This is a genomic window from Dinghuibacter silviterrae (assembly GCF_004366355.1).
In the GTDB taxonomy this organism is placed as follows: Bacteria; Bacteroidota; Bacteroidia; order Chitinophagales; family Chitinophagaceae; genus Dinghuibacter; species Dinghuibacter silviterrae.
Map to the genome: position 1 here is coordinate 3,235,173 of NZ_SODV01000001.1, position 19,322 is coordinate 3,254,494.

Consider the following 19,322-nt stretch of genomic DNA (forward strand, 5'->3'; position numbering starts at 1 on the left):
GGCGACACCGCGGCCTTTTTGCGTGCTAGAAGTACGTGGGGCAAGACATGTGCATGTCTTTTTTGTGCGAAAACGTCACCGTCAGCGACAACTCATGCGACCCCGTCTGATAATTCGACAACCCACTGGTCGTAAAATCATACGCATACCCAATCCGGAAATCGGGTGTCGCAAAAAACTCGACCATGAGCGCCGCCGCGTCGGAGGCAGACAACCCCGTAAGCGCCTTCGAGCTGCTGAGCATCTTGACCGCGCTCCGGTAGGAACCACCGACCCACAGCTTTTCATCCAACAGGAAAAGGTCATTGATGTCGAGGTTGGCGGGGCCTTTGAAATCATCCTTTAATAAAAAGGAGGGCTTCATCTTTACGCCGTCGGCGATGTTGACCATGCCGCCTGCCGTGAGGTAGAGGTTTGTGGTCTCCAGGAGGGACGTATAGGCGGCGCCGTCGGCGTAATAGACAGTGCGGGTATTATTGAGGGAAAAAAGATTCATCAGCGACCCACCTGCATAAAAGTCATTGGAATAATAAAAGACCCCGAAGTTGGCGTCGGGGACGATTTTCGTCCTCACGTCGACCTGGGGGAAAGAGGGGTCGTTGGGGTCGGAGTATTGGAGGACGGTTCCGTTGAGGCTGTATTGGGAGGCGACGGCGCCGATCCCGAAACAAAGCTTGTGGGGGTCGTCTTCGTCGTCGTTGAGGGCGATCCGGTAGGCGTAAAAACCGGTGAGGGAATAGTTTTGCTGGGGACCGAGCTGGTCGTAGAGAAACTGTATGCCGAGGCCGGTTTTGCCGGTGCCGGGGTCGGTCAGACCGTCAAGGGAGAGCACGGCCGTTTTGGGGGCCCCGGGAAAACCCGCCCATTGGTCCCGGAAGGCCGCGTTGAGCGTCGGGGCGCCGCGGTAACCGGCATAAGCGGGGTTCAGGCTGAGTCCGTTGAAGACGTACTGGCTGAACTGGATGTCCTGCTGGGCGGCAGCGGCGGTGGCAAGGGCCAGGAGTGGGACCGTCAGAAAGTTTCTCATTTGTGTAGGATTTCGATCCATCCTTTATAGGCTTGTTTGCCATGGATCGTGTTCAGAAGCAGTATATAATAGTAAGTGCCATCGCTGAGCTCATGGCCGTCCCAGTCATTGGCATAGTTGTCGGAGTGATAGACCTGGTTGCCCCAGCGGTTAAAGACCGTCAGCTGGGAATTGGGGTATTTGTCGAGGCCGACGATCAAAAAGCGGTCGTTTTTCCCGTCCCCGTTGGGGGAGACGGCGTTGGGGATGAACAAACCGCTTTCCTGCCAGATGGTATACGTGCTGACGTTGTTGGCAATATTGGGATCGGGCGTGGTCGCGGAGACCACGGCTGTGTTGACGGTGTTGTTGAGGACCTCCATCGGTACGTCAAAGGTCAACACCGCGCTGTCCATGGGGGCCATTAGGGGCATCTGCCAGCTGAGCGTACGGCCGGCCGGGTCGAAGTAGGGCGTCGCGCCGCTATAGTTGCCGGGGTCGCCCACGTTCGGGGAAAGCGTATCCGACACGACCACGTTCTGCGCTTGTGCGGGACCGTGATTGACGACGGTCACGGTATAGGTGACGGTGCTTTGGACGGAAAAGGGACCGGGATTCGCGGTCACGGTGACGGACAGGTCGGCCACCGGGTCGATCTCGCAGCGGGCGGTGACCAGCAAGGCAGGCGTTGCTCCTGATGCACAACCGGCGGAGGATAGCGCCTGGACCGTATACACGCCGGGCTGGGTAGCAGATAGGGTTCCCGCAGTATCCCCGGCCAGGACGTTGCCATCCAGGTACCAGCGATAGGCCGCCGCGGTACCGGGTGCGGCACTGATCGCCAAGGTGCGGCCGCCGCAAACGCTGGCGGGTTGCGGGCTTTGGAGGTCCGGAACGGGAGGTGCGGCCTGGACGTCCACAACGGTGGTCGTTTGGGCGGTGCAACCGTTCTGGCCGTTGATGGTATAGGTAATCGTATGGGTTCCTGCCGAGGCCGTAGCCACCAGCCCGTTACCATCCACCTGGCCGGACCATGTACCGCCTGGGATGCCGTCCGTTACCCGGAGCGTATCTCCCTGGCAGACGGGATGCGCGCCGTTGATCGGGTCGATGGTGGGTAAGGGCAGGATGGCGACCGGCATGGTGACCTGTGTGGTACAGCCGGCGGTCGTAACGGTATAGATCACCTGGGCCTGGCCGGCTTGGGTACCGGTTACCTTGCCGCCGCTGTCGATGCGGGCGATGGTATCGGGGACGATCGTCCAGTGGCCACCCGGGGTAACGTCCGAAAGGGTGGTACCGGCGCCCGCGCAAACCTGTGTGGACCCGCCGAGACCGGCCACGACCGGGTAGGGGTTGACCACGGCCACCGCTTTGGCGCCCTGGTCGGGCAGGCTGGGGCAGTATCCCACACCGGTGGCCGATACAAAGTAAGGCGTGGTCGCCATCAGGACCGGCGTCATCATTTTTTCCCCCGTATCCAAAAGGTGGGTCAGGGCCGAATCGGAGAACCAGCCAAACCTCGGCGATTTTATAACGGTGCTGGATGCCCGAAGAACGGCTTCGTGACCGGTGCAGACAGAGGGGGCCGACACGGTGATGTCTCCGGCGGTGGTGTGCGGAAGGAACGTCAGGCGGATGGAGTCGGCGGAGGTACAACCGATCTGGTTGGTGACGGAATACCGGATCCATACCTGGCCGGGGGTCAGGCTGGTGACGTGTCCCGCGTCGTCGACGGTGGCGGTACCGGGGGCCAGGCTGGACCAGACGCCGCTCGCCGTGGTATCGGTCAGTGCCAGCGGGCTCCCGAGACAGGCGGTATCTGAGCTTAGGTTCCGGATGGACGCCACTACGTTGGGGATGGGGGAAAAAGCAATGTCATCCAGCGCCAGGTCGTTGCCCGCCCCGCCGATGTTGTTGTTGTTTATGAAAATATCGGCAGTGGTGGTGGTGGCTTCAAACGTAAAACTAAACTGCTGCCATGCGGTATTGTGGATGTCCCCGGTGGACAACGAGCCCAGCAGGACACCCGTGGTGGCGTCCGTGATCCCAAAAAGGACATTGGGTCTGATCGGGGCCTGGGGGCTGATGTCGGCGATATAGGCGCTGAGCGTATACTTCATCCCCGGCACCAGGCCGGTGACCCTTTCACGGAAAAACTCGTCCTTCCCGTAAGAGGCGTTGATGAGCATAAAATAACCGGTGCCCGTCGTATGGTCGACTAAGTTGGGATTGCCCCAGGCGCTACCGGTTTTATGGGCCAGTGTATAATAGCCGTCCAGCGGGAAGTTGACGGCCAGGTAGTGATAGTCGGTGAGCCCCTTGAGCGGGGGGCCATAGGTGGCGCTGCCCGTTCCAAAGTCCTGCAGGATCGTGTAGTGGCAGACCTGGGATATATTGGAAGGCTGGACCAGCCCGTTTTGAAAATCGGCCGTCACGACCTCGCCCGCCGCGACGGTGAGCGTGGCGCTGTTCGTGGCCACCGAGGCGGTAGATGTGCCGGCCGGGTCGTGTAGGGTAATGGCCTGGCAGCTCCAGTTTGGGACGGACGTCCCGGTGATCGTATAGGTGCCCGGGGCAACGGGGATCAGGACGGAATTCCCGTTGTTGCTGTTGATCCATTCGTTGTCATACCAGAAGTGCCCCCCATCCGTGGAGCGTGTAAATATCGTGGCCACGTCGTTGGCATCGGTGGGCAGGCCGTCGATCCCCCAGACCTCATTACCGGCCCCGCCCGTGAGGTGCTCCACATTCCGGGAGGAAGAGTCCCCCTGCCAGCTGTGCCCGTTCCAGGCACAGACGCCATCGGCCCCGCCGGTGGCCGTGTTCCGGGCAATACAATACATACCGCCTTCATCGTCATAAGCTACGTCCATATTGGTCGGCAGGGTTCCCAAGGCGGTACCCAGGGCCGTTACTTCCCCCTGGGGGGTGGCCTGGTAGATCCGGCCTTCCGAGGTGGAGAAGAGAATATTCCTGTTGGTGATATTGACGTCGACGTGGAGGATACCCGCGGGGAGGCTGGTGTTGGAGGTACTGGCGCTCATCCAGTGGTCGCTTTTCCTTTCGTAATAGCCCGTATATATAAGGAGGTGTCCCTGGTCGTCGACGACGACGGTTTCGCCCTGGCCTGCCTGCAGGCTCGCGTTGTTGGCGACATCCACCGCCTTGTGGCCGCCGTGGGCGGAGGGTATATATAAGGTATCCCGGGTATCCTCGCGGTAGGCCACCACCAGTCCTTTCGGTGTGGTATATACGCACTCACCGGGACCGGCCCCGTCTACGGCCGTTGCGGAATCCCCCGTGGAGACCCAGCCTGTGCCACCCGGCTTGCGGTAACGCAACGCGCCTTCGGCTACGACCCAAAGACCGCCGTCGTGGCTGCCCCCCAGATCCGAGCAACGCTGGGAAGAAGGGAGATCACTAAGGGTGAAGGAGTTACCCCCGCTGATCGTGTACGTGAACAGCGGACTGGATTCTTCATTGAGCGCCTTAACATGGACCGAAATGTATCCCACCTGTGCAAAGGCAGGCTGTACAACGGCAATGAGCACGAGCACAAAGCCGCTTTTCCGGGTCCGGAAAACTGGTTTTTCCATACACGATTGCTTGAATCGTCGAAAGAATATTGGATAAACTGAACTCTAAACAAATATACTGAAAGAACGTACGGAACCCTTGTTTATTCTGTGTTTATTTCGTAAATGAATTGTTACAGCAACGTGTTTCTACTGAGAATAAACGAATAAGCTGAATAAAAAAATGTGTAGCGGATAATTGGTTAGGAATGCAAATGAATGTGTGGAATTTTCCCCTCGTATTGATTTCTAATAGATTATGATTTTTAAGAATGTGGGGGGCTAACGGGCTCGTATAGTACCTAGATTGGGGTACGTAGTTCTACGTGGTCCGGGTACGGACTTCTCCTCTCCTCTGCGTATAATCAATATTGAAATAATAGAGCAGTAATGCTATTCTTTCGTTTTAGCAGCTGTTCTATATTTGTATTGTTGATGACAGTCAACCGTACCACTAAAATCCAAGATCCGAAAAAGACCAGTATCCAAGTATCCAATTATCCGAGAAACCAACGTTATTCGATCCAAGTATCCTTTTGAAACCGAAACCGTATCCAAGTATCCTGTAAAGCCCGTTTGATCCAATCCTATTGAAAACGAAAAAAAGGACTGTTACTGTCAACAGCGAATTGAAAAATCCATTTGTATCCTACGCTTAACCAGCCAAAAAACGTTCGTAGTTAAGCCCAAATGATTTTACCCCAGAAAAAAGCCGGTTCTATCCAGGACCGGCTTTTCGCTTTGGCTGAGTTTTTGCTATCACCCAGGGGTTTAAAGCCCCTCGCTTTTGGAATCCCGCTACTTTTGGAAAACACTTTGGGTCATCCTGATGCCCATCGCCGTGCGCGCCCAGAACCCGACGCTCACCAGCCCCACCAGCCCGCCTGCCATCTGCAGCGGGGCGACCTTTTCTTATTTGCCGACCAGCTCGGCTCCGCAAACCAGCTTCACGTGGGTGTTCGTACCCAGCTCCGGTATCACGGCCAAGACGACCCAGGGCCAGGGGGCCATTGCTTCGGTATTGATCGACAATACCAATGCCCCCGTAAATGCCACCTTCCAGGTGACCCTGACCACCGCCACCGGGTCCAGTACGGCTAATGTGGTGGTCACCGTAAATCCACCACCCACTGCGGGATTTACCCTCAACCAGGCCGCGGCCTGCCTGACGGGGAACAACTTTACGTTTACCAACACCAGTACGGGCGCGCCCCCGCTGTCCTATTTCTGGTCTGCGGGTGACCGGACCAATTCCCTGGCGACGAACCTTACCCATACCTACCCGACCTCGGGGCAGTTCCCCGTGCAGCTCACGACCCGGAATGCGTACAATTGTTTTGCCACCGCGACCCAGGTTGTTACCGTATATCCCACACCCCTGGCGGATTTTACAGACGCTTATGCCAACGGCGCCTACCAGTTTACCAATACCTCGGTGGGGAGTCCCACGAGCTATAGCTGGAACTTTGGAGATGGGACGACCAGTAATACTGCCAATCCTGCCCACACCTTTGCCGCCGGGGGCACCTATCCCGTGGTGCTGACCGTCACGAATGCGCAGGGGTGCGCGACTTCGATGACCGAAGACATTACCACGCCCACCGGGGGCGCGGCGGGTTTTACGGTGGGGCCTTCCGCGGGGATTTGCCAGGGGGCGACCTTTGCCTTTACCGACCGGTCTGCGGGGGCGCCCGTTTCCTATCAGTGGAATTTCGGGGACGGGACCCCTTTTGGGGCCGGGGCCGCGCCCACCCATACGTATGCTTCCGCTGGGGCTTTTACGGTTACGGAGACGGTTTCCTACGCCGGTAGTTCCTCTACGGTTTCTCAACTGGTTAATGTTTATCCTTCTCCTAACATCGGGCTTTTGATGGGGGGGACCACTGTATGTGCGGGGTCTTCCAGCGGGGCCATCATCTTTCAACCTGGTAACGATGCCCTGCAGTTTAGCTGGACCGTAAGCGATCCCTCGATCGGGCTTCAGAACGGAAGCGGGACGTATATTCCGGCTTTTACGGTGGCCAACGCTACCCCCAACCCGGTGGCGTCTACGCTTACCGTGTCCGCTGTCAGCCCTTATGGCTGCCCCATTTCGGATCAAAACCGGACTTTTACTATCAAGCCCAGCCCGGCTTTGACGGACAGCTTGCCTATGCTGGAGGTGTGTGCCGGTACTACGATCACCGTTCCGGCGTTTACGGCGAATCTCGCGGGGACTACTTTTGCGTGGACTACGACGGATTCGTTGACAGGGTTACCATCCTCGGGTACCGGTGATATTGCTCCTTTTGTTGCGGTTAATAATGACTCGATTACCCTGACTACGGGTTTGAGGGTTGTTCCGCAGTTCAATGGGTGCTCCGGGGTGACTAAGGAAATGATTTATACGGTGGATCCGGTGCCTACTTTAGATACGAGCGCGGGGCGTCCTGGTTTGTGTTCCGGGACTGTGTTGTCTTATGTTCCCAAAGCGTTGGCCATCGGAACGACTTATGCCTGGAGCAGGGCGGTGCAGAGCGGGATCTCACAAGGGGCGGCTTCAGGGAATGACAGTATACATGAGGTGTTGTCCAGTACTTCCAGCGCGGCGGTTTCTGTTGTCTACCAGTATCAGTTGACGGCGGGGAATTGTTCGTCGAGTGAGCCGCTGACGGTGCAGGTGCTTCCGGTGCCGGCGCTGAGTGGGCCACTTGATACGGCGGTGTGTAGTGGGGCGCTTTTTCGGTATGTGCCGGGTAGTGCAACTTCTGGTGCTTCTTTTTCGTGGACAAGGGCGGCGGTCTCCGGTGTTAACAACGCTCCGGGTGCGGGGGCAGACAGCATACATGAGGTCTTGTCGAATGCGGGGCTGACAGCGGTGGCGGTGCAATATCAATATACTTTGTCGGCTGCCGGGTGTTCTCAGACGCAGGACCTTGCGGTGGAGGTTAATCCGCAGCCGTTGATTAGCCTGGTTTCTCCCGACACCCAGGCGGTGTGCCCGGGGGGATCCACTCAGCCGGTGACGTTTAACGTTCAACCTGCCGGGACTAGCTATGCCTGGACAACCGATAATCCGGGGATTGGGCTTAATGCTGGTTCCGGGTCCGGCGCCGTTCCGGCTTTTGCAGGGGTCAATGCCGGTAATGCGCCGGTTGTGGCGCATGTGCGGGCGATTGCGCAAACGGCGGCGGGGTGTGTGTCGACGCCTTCTGGGTTGTATACTTATGTGGTGAATCCGGCGCCGGTGGCTACGATTGCAGAACCTGCGAGTACCCTTTGGTGTCCGGGGACACCTGTATCGCTGTCTGCTTCGGGGGGGAATACTTATCAGTGGTTTTATGGGGGCTCCGTTATTGGTACCTCTTCTGGTTTGGCCGCCAACGATTCTGGCACCTACGCGGTCCAGGCGGCGAATACGTTTGGTTGTGCGGATACGGCGGATATCAGTCTTTCGCTTTATCCTCAGCCCCAGGCATCGTTTATTTTTCAGACTTCCTGTCTCGATACGCCGGTGGTGTTTACCAATACCTCGACAGAGGCATTGAACCTACCGGTTACGTATAGTTGGAGTAATGGGATAGGGGGGACCAGTACGGCTGTGTCGCCGACCTTTACCTATCAAACGGCCGGGCAGTATACGGTAAGCCTGACCGTAACGCCTCAGGGGTGCGCGGCGCAGGCGGCTACGGCGTCTATGCCGATCTCCATCACCACGCCGCTGCCGGGGGAGAAGCTGGTGGATCAGTTTGTGCAGTCGGGGAAGGGGGCGTCTATTAGTGGGCGGTCCTTTACCGGGGCTACTTATGATTGGATGCCAGCTTCCGGGTTGAGCGATCCGTTGGTGGTGGATCCGACGGCTTTGTTGACGGCGCCACAGGCGTATACCATTGCTATGACCATGCCTACGGGGTGCGTGACGACGGATACGCTTCGCGTTGACCTGATCGGGGCGGATGTGGTGTATATACCTGGTGGGTTTACGCCTAATGGGGATGGGCGCAACGATCTTTTCGTCATCGCGGGGTTGAACAACTATCCCGGGTCTTCGCTGGCGGTGTTTGACCGGTGGGGGAAAAAGGTTTATTACTCCTCCGATTACCAGAATAACTGGGATGGGGGAGGGGTTATGGCGGGGACGTATGTGTATGTGTTGGAGTTGAAGATTCCTAACGGTGGGAAGGAGTATCGGGGGACTTTGGTGGTGATGCGGTAATGCTACTTCAATGCTGTGGCGATTTTTTGGAATAGTTCAATTACCTCTTTTGCTGATTCGTCTAGCGCTTTTTTAGCCCTTTTTTTGTCCTCCTGTAACCATTCTAATACTTGATTCAGAAGTGTTAATTTTTCATCTCTTTGGATCTTTTTGTTTTGTATTGAAAAGATACGTTCCACCTCTTGTTGAAAGAGCGCTGGATAGTATCGTTCAAATTGTTCTTCGGACAAGCAGACAAAATGTTCGGGACTCCAGGATTTTTTATAGTCATTTTGCATTTTCTCAATATTCCTTTTTCCTGCTTCGTCGCCATCGGCAATCACCCACGCTTTGTTTTTATAAACTGGACTAGAGTGAACATATAGGAATAGATCATGTAAATGCTTGAATTTTGCGTGCACGTCATCTACTCCGTTTGCGGCGATCGTTCCGATTTTGTGGTGAAGCTCCGGGACGAAATTTGGAATGATGAAATCCCTTACGATTCGTTCAGCTGATGATTCTTCGAATAAAAGATACCCTTCGAAAAGGTCCCTGTCGGATAAGTCGTAACCCAGGAGCTTTAGTATATCTCTTCGTTGTTGAGGTGAGGCGGGTACTTCCTGAATAGTTGAGGTTGGTATAGCCAAGCCTGTATTGTCCTGGGAAATATAGAATATTTTAGCTCCCTCTATTGCACTAAGATGTTTTAGAACAACGTCTGAATGAGTAGAGATTATAACTTGGTTATTTTTAGCCTTTTTTATAATAAGGTCCAGCAATATTTTTAGTGCCACAGGATGCAAGTCGTTTTCTATTTCTTCAAGTAAAAATAGCTTTCCATCTTCGGTCAGTAAGTTGACCAACAGCCCAATAATGTTTATAACACCCTCTCCCATCGCTTCGATTGGGATAGTATTATATGGGCCACTGTACATTCCCAATGTATAACCGTTTTGCTGTGCTGCAATTGGGACTACTTCATAGCCAATTATTGTTTTGCACAATCGTCGGAACTCTTCATTTATGGTAGGGATGCCGTTGATCTTTTGAACCTTGGCGGGGAGGTTTGATTGGCTATCACGAATAATAAAAGTGTCTTCTACACTGCCTTGGGTTGAAATAAATGCTTTTTTCCTTGTTGTTAAAAATGGATATATGAAGCCACCTTTGTCCTCCCTGTTGGGAAAACCATCAAACTTTTGTTTTCTTTGGTCACCTACATAAGTTCTTTCGTCGGCAGTTAATTCTCTTTTTTCAAGAGTATAAGATTCTCTTTCGCCACTTTGATTAAGAGTAATGTTGATGTATCTGGTAGTTGTGGCGCGTATTCCCGGATGGAAGTAGGCCGGTGCGAAATAGGATTGTTCAGGTTTATTTACTTGCCCTATTTCAAATTCGATGGAGAATGAGTCTTCCCTTGCTCTAATATCGGTTTCCCTAAGGTAAAAAAGTTCTTGCAAAGAGTAGACCGACTTGAGTATCGTAGACTTTCCCGAATTGTTGAACCCGACCAGAATGTTTAGGGATTTAGATAGATTTAATTCGGCATTTTCAAAACAGCGAAGGTTTTTGAGGTTAATTTTTTCTATTATCATGTCATCAATTATTGAAGGTGTTGTATGCATTAAAACAGACAACCAAGAAACTATAACCAATTGGAGCGATTTTTTTTCTGAATTTGAGTATTGATAATTAAAACTAACTATTGTTAGTTTTAGGGTGCGTTCTCATAATCTCCTGACTTTCCTGTTGACAAAAACGCCTAATTTAGCCCGGCAAACAATTGTTGATTGCATGCAAAAACTCCTATCGTTCACAAACCCCCATCTAACATGACCTCCAGAAGAGATTTCCTCACTCAAGCCGGCCTCGTTGCGGCGGCTTTAGTAACCTTGCCATCTTTAAAAGGCCTTGTGGCCGCCGGAAAAGTCGCCAACGCAGGCGGCGCCACAGCCGCGCATGCCGCCGGCAAAGGCGTCTGCGGCCTCCAACTCTATTCCTTAAGAGACCAACTCCCCAAAGACCCCCAAACCTGGATCGCCAAAGTAGCCCAAGCCGGCTACAAAAACGTCGAGACGTACGGCCTCAGCAGCGACAGCAAGTTCTTCGGCGTCGATACAAAGGCTTTCAAGGCCTTGCTGGACCAAAACCACCTCTTCAGCACCAGCGGCCACTACGGCGTAGACGAGTACTTAGCGAAGGGAACCGACCACGACCTGGGCCTGGCGATCGATGCGGTGCACGCCCTGGGCCAGAAGTACCTGACGGTACCTTACCTGGGCGACCAGTTCCGCAAAACGGAGGCGGATTGGGTAAAGGTGGCGGGTCAGTTTAACGACCTGGCGAAAAAGCTGAAGAAGGAGGGGATCCAAATGGCCTACCACAACCATAACTTCGAGTTTGTCCCGGTGAACGTGCAGACGAGAGGATATGACCTCCTGCTGAAGCACACAGACCCGGAGCTGGTGCACTTTGAAATGGACCTGTATTGGGTCGTAAGGGGTGGGGCGGACCCGGTTCAGTTGTTCCATGAGCATCCGGGGCGGTTTGTGATGTGGCATGTCAAGGATATGAATAAGACGACGCCGAGCCTGAACACCGAAGTAGGTACGGGGAGTATTGATTTTGTAAAGATCTTTAAATATCATACCTTGTCTGGAGAACAGCAGACGTTTATGGAACAGGAGAACTACGCGGAGGGAATGGACCCCTTTACGAGCATTGCCCAGAGTGCCGCGTATATTAAAAATAAACTCCTTGTTTGATGATCTTTATTCCACGAAAACCTATATACCTTTGTGGGGGCCTTTGATGGCCCCCTTTTTTATTATGAAACTTCCTGTTTTCGTTTTTACTTCGGGCTTGCTGCTGGCAAGCCTGACGTGTTCTTCGAAGATACTCCTGCCCTCGGTGATCGGCGATCACATGGTTCTTGAACGAAATTCCTCGGTGGCGATCTGGGGGTGGGGCGATGCTAACGACACGCTCCGGATCACGGGTAGCTGGGCCCCGAACGACACGGTCCTAGGCCGGGTGATGAACGACGGCCATTGGCGGGTGGACCTGCCCACCAAAGACGCCGGAGGCCCTTATACCCTGACGATCAAAGGGAAATGGGAAACGGTCACGGTGAGCGATGTGATGCTGGGGGAAGTGTGGATTTGTAGCGGTCAGTCAAACATGGAGTTCTCGGCAAACTGGGGACTTTACAATAGGGCCACGGAGGTGGCAGCGGCGGATTTCCCTGGGATCCGCTTTTTTCATGTCCCAAAGATCGGGGCGGCTTTTCCGCAGCAGGACTGCCGGGCGAGCTGGGCGGCTTGTACGCCTCAGACCATGCAGGACCAGACGGCGGTGGGGTATTATTTTGCGCGGATGCTTCAAAAGACCCTGAACGTGCCGCTGGGGATCATCCAGGCGGCGTGGGGGGGGACTCCTGCGGAGGTGTGGGTCAGGGCGGACCGGGTGCGGTCGAATCCCGTACTGGTGGCGCACCAATATGAAGACCATTCGAAGCACTGGCCGGATAGGGAAGGGACCTTGTACAACGGGATGATTGCTCCTTTTATCCCTTATGGCGTGGCGGGGGCCCTTTGGTACCAGGGGGAGTCGAATACGTATCGCCCGGGTGCGTATGCGGTCCTGATGGACAGCCTGGTGAACGGCTGGCGGCAGGATTTTGGCCGGAATTTCCCCTTTTACTTTGTACAGATTGCCCCTTTTACTTACGACTCGACTAAGCAAAAAGCCTTTGTTCTCCGGGAACAACAGGACCTGGCCCAGCGTTTGATCCCGGGCTCGGGTATGATCAGCATCGGGGACATTGCGGGCGATATCCACGACATCCATCCCAAGGATAAAAAAGACGTTGGGGAAAGGCTTGCGCGGTATGCGCTGGCGGAGACGTATCATCAAAACGTGGGGCCGTACCTGAATCCTACCTATAAGTCGATGAAGGTCGAGGGGCACAAGGTGATCCTGTCTTTTGACCATGCGGAAGGGGGGCTGGTGAGCACGGATAAGGACATTCCCGGGTTCCAGGTGGCAGGGGCGGACGGGCAATACGTGGACGCCACCGGCCAGATCTATAAGGACGGAATCCTCCTGTCGAACAAATCGGTGCCTAACCCAGTGTCGGTCCGCTATTGTTTTACCAATAGCGCGGTGCCTACGGTCAAGGGTAAGGACAGCCAGTTGCCATTAGCGCCTTTCCGGACGGATAGCGAAAATCTGGACAACTAGCTCTTTTTTTAAATAAATTCCCGAAAAAATTAGAAAATATTAGAGGTAGTTTGTTAATTTGGACCAAAGACTGCTGAAAATCTATAGATAGTAAAATTTTATTATTCATTTCAACCCACCATGGACTCCAGTCACAGTGCTCATTTCAAAAAGGCTTCCGCCGCAGGTTTACTCGTTGCTCTTGGCATTATTTACGGGGATATCGGTACCTCCCCTTTGTACACCTTCCAAACCATCCTGACCGACGGCGGGGTCATCGATAAGGTACTCATCTATGGGGCGATCTCGGCGATCTTCTGGACCCTTACCCTCCAAACGACTTTTAAGTATGTGATCATCACGCTCCAGGCCGATAACAAGGGCGAGGGCGGGGTGTTTTCTTTATATGCCCTGGTCCGGCGGTATGGGAAAAAATTAGTGTATCCTGCCATCATCGGGGCGGGTACCCTGCTGGCGGACGGGATCATTACGCCCCCGATTTCCATCACCTCGGCCATCGAAGGGCTGGGCGGGGTTCACGGGCTGGAGAATGTCATCGTCCCCGGGAATACGCTGGTGGTGGAGATTGTCCTGGTCATCATCCTGCTGCTTTTTATCTTCCAGCGTTTCGGGACAAAGGTCGTGGGGGGCTCGTTCGGGCCCATCATGCTGATCTGGTTTACGATGCTGTCCGTCTTAGGCCTAAAGGAGATCGTGCATAACCCCGGGGTCTTCCAGGCGTTGAGCCCGCACTATGCGATCGAAATGCTCACCCAGCACCCCAAGGGGTTCTGGCTCCTGGGGTCCGTCTTTTTGTGTACCACGGGGGCGGAAGCCTTGTATTCCGACCTCGGTCACTGCGGTCTGGGGAACATCCGTGTCAGCTGGATCTTCGTAAAGTCCTGTCTTGTCCTGAACTACCTGGGACAGGGTGCCTGGGTACTGGCGCAACACAGCACCAGTCTGCATGGAGCCAACCCTTTCTTTGCCATCGTGCCGACCTGGTTCCTGCTGCCTTCCATCCTCATCGCTACCTGTGCGTCCATCATCGCCAGCCAGGCGTTGATCAGCGGGTCCTTTACCCTGATCTCCGAGGCCATCAGCCTTCACTTCTGGCCGCGTGTAACCGTTAAGTTCCCGACCAATATACGTGGGCAGATCTATATCCCTTCCATCAACTGGGTGCTTTGCCTGGGGTGTTTCCTGGTCGTCCTATATTTCCGGACCTCGGAGGCCATGACGGCGGCCTACGGTTTTTCCATCACCGTAGCGATGCTGATGACCACCATCCTGATGTTCTTTTTCCTCCGACGGGTCAAGCACTGGCCGATGTGGTCGGTGGTCCTCGTGCTGGTCGTCTTTGTGACGGTGGAATCGTCCTTCTTTGTGGCCAATGCCGTGAAGCTGCTGAAACGGCTTTTCTTCCTGGTCTTCGAGCTGGGGCTGATCTCTACCATGTATATCTGGTACCACGCCCGGAAGATCACCAACCGGTTCCTCACCTTTGACAATATAGAGCCCTACCTGCCGCGGATAGACGAACTGTCCAAGGACGAGCAGACGCCCAAGTTCTCCTCCCAACTGATCTACCTGACGAAGGCCAATAACCCGCGCCAGATCGAGAAACGGATCCTGTGGTCGATCTTCAAGGAGACGGCCAAACGGGCGGATGTATACTGGTTTATCCACCTGGAACGCACCGACGAGCCGTATACCATGGCGTACGGGGTGGAAGAGCTCAAGGACGACAATGTGATCCGGATCGACTTTTTCCTTGGTTTCCGCGTACAGCCCCGGATTGGCCTGATGTTCCGCAAGGTGGTGATGGAAATGATCGCCAACAAGGAGCTCGACATCACCAGCCGGTTCCCGTCCCTGAACAGCGAAAACCTCAACAACTATAAGTTTGTCCTGATGGAGAACTTCCTGTCCTATGACAACGAGTTCTCCGTACGGGAAGGTTTTATCCTGAACAGCTACTTTGCCCTGAACCGTTTTGCGCTCAACGACAGCCGGGCCTTTGGCCTGGACGTCAACCAGACGCTGGTCGAAAAGATCCCGCTGGTGGTGACGCCGGTATCGAGCATCGGGTTGAAAAGGGTGTTTTACCGGTGTAAAGACTAACTATGCGTACGTGCGTCTATGCCCTGAAAGTCTGGCTGGCGGCGGTGGTCACCGCCCCCTTCCTGGGCTTTATGATATGCCGCGCGTTTCATACTGACGACGGCGTCTCCCTGACCGGGTCGTACTGGTGGATGGGGGCGCTGCTGTCGTTTCCGGCTTTTCCCGTGATCTGGCTGGGCGTCAATGTCGCGCCTTTTATGGGGAAAAACCGCCTCGCTCAAAAGCTTTTGTTATCCCTGTGGGCCGCTGGGTTGACGGCGGCCCCTTTTTCCATCTTTGGTATTCTTAGGATCAGGGACCTGCAATCGGAGCTGTTCTTTGGGTTTTATCTCCTGCCGATCCTGCTGGGAATCTGGTTCTACCGGTGGCCGCATCCCGTATCTTTGCCGGAACCACAAATCACCGCCTCATGAAACCAAGAACGCTGGTGTGCGTCCTGGGAGCCTTTCTTTGGGTTGCCTGTTCCAAGCATGATTCCGGGTCCGGTAACAAGGGTACCTCCACCACTCACAAGGACACCCTCCTTGTCAAGGTCTCCTCCCCGGATATGGCGGACAGCACCCTTTTCCTATATACCCACGATACCGTCCTGAGGGGTTTTGCCCAGGAATACAACGATGTCGGGACCGCGAAGATCGATGGGTATTTCCCGGTGTATACGGGGGGACATCCCGTGGCCCTGGACAAGGGAACCGATACCCTGGGGACGACGACCAGCCTGCTGTTTAATTTCATGCTGGACACCTCCGGCCGGATCCAGGTGGCGGCTTATGTGGCGGGTTCCAATCCCTATTACGACTCCCTGGTGTATAACAGCGCCGGGCAGGTGACCTTTGTCTACGAATACAGCGGTCCCCCGGCCGGAGCCCGGTACCTCTCCTCCGTCAGCCAGCTGGTGTGGGACGCCAGCGGGGACGTGACCCAGTTTTTTACTTCGGATAACCTGACTGACCTGCAGGCCGGGTCCTATACCTATTCCGCGGCACTGACATACGACGGGAAGGTCAACCCCTACCGGAAGACCCAGGCGGCCCTGTTGCTTGCCCTGGTCCAGGACGCGGACTACTATGCCTTCCTGTCGGCCCAAAACGTGGCTACTGCCCAGCTTACCCAGTATGACCTGGGGGTCCAGGCCACCGAAACCGACGTCAATACGTATACCTACGACGCCTCGGGGAACCCCTTGTCCGTAGCCCAGGCCGTCACCGACCAGGGGGTGACCGTGACGACCCACCAGGTTTTTACCTATGCTTCTTTGTAGTACTTATTGGCATAAACACCTACATCCTTAAATTTGTGTATTTTTCCTGAGCGACCAATTCTATGCCTATGCCGTATGACGTAGATACACCCTATGTACGCTATACCATACACGAACACGCCATCCTGGAGGCGTCCTATAAAGAGGACGTCCTGTTCATCACCAAGGAAATGGCCCGGGAGATCGTGGCCAAGCGTCTGGCCCTCCAGAAGGGCCAGTCCTACCGGTTGTTGATGCACGCGGAGAACCGCATCCACATGTCCCCCGCCGCCCGGAACTATTTTACCGGCCCCGAGGGGAACAAGGGGATCGCCGCCGTTGCCATCCTCTACGACAACTGGACGCAAAACATGGTGACCCGGTTTATCCTACTCATCAAAAAGCCCGACTTCCCCATGGAGACCTTCCGCGACAGCCGGAAGGCCAAAAACTGGCTCCTTAAACAGGACCTCCGGGGTATTGCCCCCATCATCCGCATCAACCCCGCCATCACCAAGTATGGTCTCTCCGAAAAGGACATAGAGATCATGCGCTGTATGGCCCAGGGGCTCAACAGCAAGGAAATAGGGGAGGAGCTGGACTGCTCGCCCCGGACGGTGGAGTTTTTGAAGAACGAGCTATATGGGAAGCTGAGCGCGGTGAATGGGTGTGCGTTGATACAGAGGGCGAATGACCTGGATCTGATTGGTAAGAATGCCTATTAGTTTTAGTATTTGACATTTTTGGTAGTGAACTAATTGTTAATCACCGCTGCCAGGTGGTTATTCCTTTTGGCTGGGGTGTTTTTATAGACATACCACAAAGCCACCTATGTCTTACGTCTTCAGAACCCCCTTTGTAGACTACACGCTACACGCCCAATCGATCCTTGAAGCAGCGTACAAGGAAAATATTCCCCTCATCAATAAGGAGATGGCGGTTAGGATCGTTGCCGACCGGTTGTCGCTTCAGCGCGGGAAACCATGTCGGTTGTTGATGCACACGCCTACCTCGGTCGATTTTTCGGCGCCTGCCAGGAGCTATTTGGCCAGCTCTTCGGGGACTGAGGGTATTGCCGCTGCTGCGGTGCTTGTCAATCACTGGACGGAGCAGATTGCGCTTCGGTTTATCCTATGTGTTAAAAGGTCCAGCTTTCCTATGGACATATTCCGGGACCGGCAAAAGGCCATTGAGTGGTTGCTGGAAAGGGATCTTGGGGAGGTCCATCCGGGGGCGGAACTCATTACGGATGGGTTGCAGCGGTATGATCACTTGTTCTTTAAGGATCCGCATGCGAAGCTTACTTATGATCACCGGGAGGTGATTACTAAGGTGAATGAGGCGTTTTGCGTGTTGACAGGGTATCGTTCAGATGAATTGTTAGGGCAACCGTTTTCTATGCTGACTCGTGACGAGTTTGTTTTGTATGACCGGCAGGGGCTTGTGGTGCCGGCGCAACTGGAGTTGTCGCCGTTTCCGGTGGGGAGGGATGGGTTTCAGGATATGCTTGTCGTGGTGATACATTATGAGCGGGTGGTGCCGGCTTCGGCGGCTGTGAAGACGTATGGGTTGAAGGAGGAGGATTTGCGGATACTGCGGTTTTTGTCGCAGGGGATGACTAGTGTGGAGATTGGTGGGGTGTTGGGGAAGTCGTTTCGGACGGTGGATGGGAGGAGGGCGGTGATTTGTAAGAAGTTGGGGGTGAGGAATGTGAAGGCGCTGTTGCCGAAGGCGAAGGAGTTGGGGTTGTTGGGGTAGGTGTTTTGGACAGGTTTTGAAATTGGGAGTATTATTTCTTAGGGGGATAAGATGCTTTTTTAGGGGGCTATTTTTAAGCTAGTGCAGTTAAACTTTATTTATGAAGCAACTTCCTAGCTTGAATGGATTGAGGGCTGTAAGTATTTTGATTGTTTTAGTTTATCATACACTTGGGGCCAACTTGCATGATAATAAATCCCTCCTCTATAACATTCCCTTCTTCAATGGTGAGTTTGGCGTGAATGTATTTTTTGTCATCTCCGGATTTTTGATCACATCGCTTTTGTTGAAGGAAGAAAAAGAAGGGGGCTCAATTTCGCTAAAGGACTTCTATATGCGGCGTGCGCTGCGTATTTTCCCTGCATATTATTTCTTGCTTTTTGTATATTACGTTTTACAGAAATTTGACATAATTCATATTCCCGGCGGCTCCTGGTTGACGTCGTTATTATACGTCAAGTATATTAACTATAATGACGATGTTTATACCGGCCATGCATGGTCGTTGTCTATCGAGGAGAATTTCTATTTCTTTTGGCCGTTTGTATTTCTGCTAGGTGATAAAGTAAGAAGATATACGGCCTTAGCACTCGTGGGAGTTGTGCCTTGTTTTCGGCTATTTCTTTACTTTCATCCCATTACCTGGATAGACGAACTTTCTTTTTTTGTTCGGATCGATTCGATAGCGACAGGGTGCCTATGTGCTTTGTATAAAGATAAAATTATAAAGTTTCTCAGTCCCTTTTGGTGGGATGCTGTCCTTATCGCGTTGACCACTCTTTTTATTTGGCCTTGGCTGGGGCAATTAGTCCATGGTACTTTTGCAATCTATATTTTTGTTGCGTTCGGTGTATTGTCCGGAACGGTAGTTAACGTCATTATTGTAATAGTAATGATGTATGCCGTGTACGGTCCAAAAGGATCCTTGTACAAGGTGTTGAATACCCGTTTATTTAATTATATCGGTGTGCTGTCCTACAGCTTATACCTTTGGCAGCAATTTTTTATGACGAGAACGCGCTTTTGGGGGACGCAATTCCCACAAAATTGGTTATTCATCGTTGCTGCGGCATTGTTCTCTTACTACATCATCGAAAAACCCTTTCTCAGCTTAAAATCCCGCTTCAAAGGCAAAAGAAAAGCACCCAACCCCATCGGGGTGAGTGCTGTCAGTGTTTGATAGTAAAATTGGTGCCGTTGTTGCTGAAGGCGAGAGGG

General features: G+C 53.8%; 12 protein-coding genes. 9 read left to right on the forward strand and 3 right to left on the reverse strand.

Translation table 11 applies throughout. The features are described from left to right. Window positions 1-25: 25 nt before the first annotated feature. Together EDB95_RS14055 and EDB95_RS14060 are read right to left on the reverse strand one after the other, a co-directional pair. Window positions 26-1,027 (reverse strand): PorP/SprF family type IX secretion system membrane protein, encoded by a 1,002-nt coding sequence (locus EDB95_RS14055; RefSeq protein ID WP_162852597.1) that lies wholly within the window; start codon window positions 1,025-1,027, stop codon window positions 26-28. After that, window positions 1,024-4,605 (reverse strand): T9SS type B sorting domain-containing protein, encoded by a 3,582-nt coding sequence (locus EDB95_RS14060; RefSeq protein WP_133994435.1) that lies wholly within the window; start codon window positions 4,603-4,605, stop codon window positions 1,024-1,026. The genes EDB95_RS14055 and EDB95_RS14060 overlap by 4 nt, the downstream gene beginning before the upstream one ends. A 766-nt stretch (window positions 4,606-5,371) precedes the next feature. Between EDB95_RS14060 and EDB95_RS14065 the strand changes: the two genes are divergently transcribed. Continuing rightward, entirely contained in the window at window positions 5,372-8,779 is a 3,408-nt protein-coding gene (locus tag EDB95_RS14065; protein WP_133994436.1) for a PKD domain-containing protein, read from the forward strand. A gap of 2 nt (window positions 8,780-8,781) precedes the next feature. Here the strand turns inward: EDB95_RS14065 and EDB95_RS14070 are convergent, their stop codons facing one another. Continuing rightward, window positions 8,782-10,356 carry an ATP-dependent nuclease gene (locus EDB95_RS14070; protein ID WP_162852598.1) on the reverse strand — a complete coding sequence of 525 codons (1,575 nt, stop codon included), beginning with the start codon at window positions 10,354-10,356 and terminating at the stop codon, window positions 8,782-8,784. A 237-nt stretch (window positions 10,357-10,593) separates the two neighbouring features. Here EDB95_RS14070 and EDB95_RS14075 point away from each other — a divergent pair, with 237 nt between their 5' ends. The 8 genes from EDB95_RS14075 to EDB95_RS14110 all read left to right on the forward strand — a co-directional run bounded on the left by EDB95_RS14075 (window position 10,594) and on the right by EDB95_RS14110 (window position 19,284). Then, window positions 10,594-11,526 carry a TIM barrel protein gene (locus EDB95_RS14075; protein ID WP_133994438.1) on the forward strand — a complete coding sequence of 311 codons (933 nt, stop codon included), beginning with the start codon at window positions 10,594-10,596 and terminating at the stop codon, window positions 11,524-11,526. A gap of 64 nt (window positions 11,527-11,590) precedes the next feature. Continuing rightward, window positions 11,591-13,003 (forward strand): sialate O-acetylesterase, encoded by a 1,413-nt coding sequence (locus EDB95_RS14080; RefSeq protein ID WP_162852599.1) that lies wholly within the window; start codon window positions 11,591-11,593, stop codon window positions 13,001-13,003. Window positions 13,004-13,123: 120 nt separating this feature from the next. Next, window positions 13,124-15,106, forward strand: coding sequence for a KUP/HAK/KT family potassium transporter (locus tag EDB95_RS14085; protein ID WP_133994440.1), 1,983 nt, complete (start codon window positions 13,124-13,126; stop codon window positions 15,104-15,106). Window positions 15,107-15,108: 2 nt separating this feature from the next. Continuing rightward, a complete protein-coding gene (locus EDB95_RS14090; protein WP_133994441.1) occupies window positions 15,109-15,519 on the forward strand; it encodes a hypothetical protein in 411 nt (136 codons plus the stop codon). Next, window positions 15,516-16,367, forward strand: coding sequence for a hypothetical protein (locus EDB95_RS14095; protein ID WP_133994442.1), 852 nt, complete (start codon window positions 15,516-15,518; stop codon window positions 16,365-16,367). Before EDB95_RS14090 ends, EDB95_RS14095 begins: the two co-directional genes overlap by 4 nt. Window positions 16,368-16,435: 68 nt before the next feature. Then, window positions 16,436-17,071, forward strand: coding sequence for a response regulator transcription factor (locus tag EDB95_RS14100; protein ID WP_162852600.1), 636 nt, complete (start codon window positions 16,436-16,438; stop codon window positions 17,069-17,071). 106 nt (window positions 17,072-17,177) lie between these two features. Beyond that, a complete protein-coding gene (locus EDB95_RS14105) occupies window positions 17,178-18,104 on the forward strand; it encodes a helix-turn-helix transcriptional regulator (protein WP_133994444.1) in 927 nt (308 codons plus the stop codon). A gap of 100 nt (window positions 18,105-18,204) precedes the next feature. Beyond that, a complete protein-coding gene (locus EDB95_RS14110; protein WP_133994445.1) occupies window positions 18,205-19,284 on the forward strand; it encodes an acyltransferase family protein in 1,080 nt (359 codons plus the stop codon). Window positions 19,285-19,322 lie beyond the last annotated feature (38 nt).

Coding starts and splice junctions, on each gene's coding strand:
- EDB95_RS14055 (WP_162852597.1), bottom strand. CDS start 1,027: ATGAGAAACTTTCTGACGGTCCCACTCCTGGCCCTTGCCACCGCCGCT.
- EDB95_RS14060 (WP_133994435.1), bottom strand. CDS start 4,605: ATGGAAAAACCAGTTTTCCGGACCCGGAAAAGCGGCTTTGTGCTCGTG.
- EDB95_RS14070 (WP_162852598.1), bottom strand. CDS start 10,356: ATGATAATAGAAAAAATTAACCTCAAAAACCTTCGCTGTTTTGAAAAT.
- EDB95_RS14075 (WP_133994438.1), top strand. CDS start 10,594: ATGACCTCCAGAAGAGATTTCCTCACTCAAGCCGGCCTCGTTGCGGCG.
- EDB95_RS14080 (WP_162852599.1), top strand. CDS start 11,591: ATGAAACTTCCTGTTTTCGTTTTTACTTCGGGCTTGCTGCTGGCAAGC.
- EDB95_RS14085 (WP_133994440.1), top strand. CDS start 13,124: ATGGACTCCAGTCACAGTGCTCATTTCAAAAAGGCTTCCGCCGCAGGT.
- EDB95_RS14090 (WP_133994441.1), top strand. CDS start 15,109: ATGCGTACGTGCGTCTATGCCCTGAAAGTCTGGCTGGCGGCGGTGGTC.
- EDB95_RS14095 (WP_133994442.1), top strand. CDS start 15,516: ATGAAACCAAGAACGCTGGTGTGCGTCCTGGGAGCCTTTCTTTGGGTT.
- EDB95_RS14100 (WP_162852600.1), top strand. CDS start 16,436: ATGCCGTATGACGTAGATACACCCTATGTACGCTATACCATACACGAA.
- EDB95_RS14105 (WP_133994444.1), top strand. CDS start 17,178: ATGTCTTACGTCTTCAGAACCCCCTTTGTAGACTACACGCTACACGCC.
- EDB95_RS14110 (WP_133994445.1), top strand. CDS start 18,205: ATGAAGCAACTTCCTAGCTTGAATGGATTGAGGGCTGTAAGTATTTTG.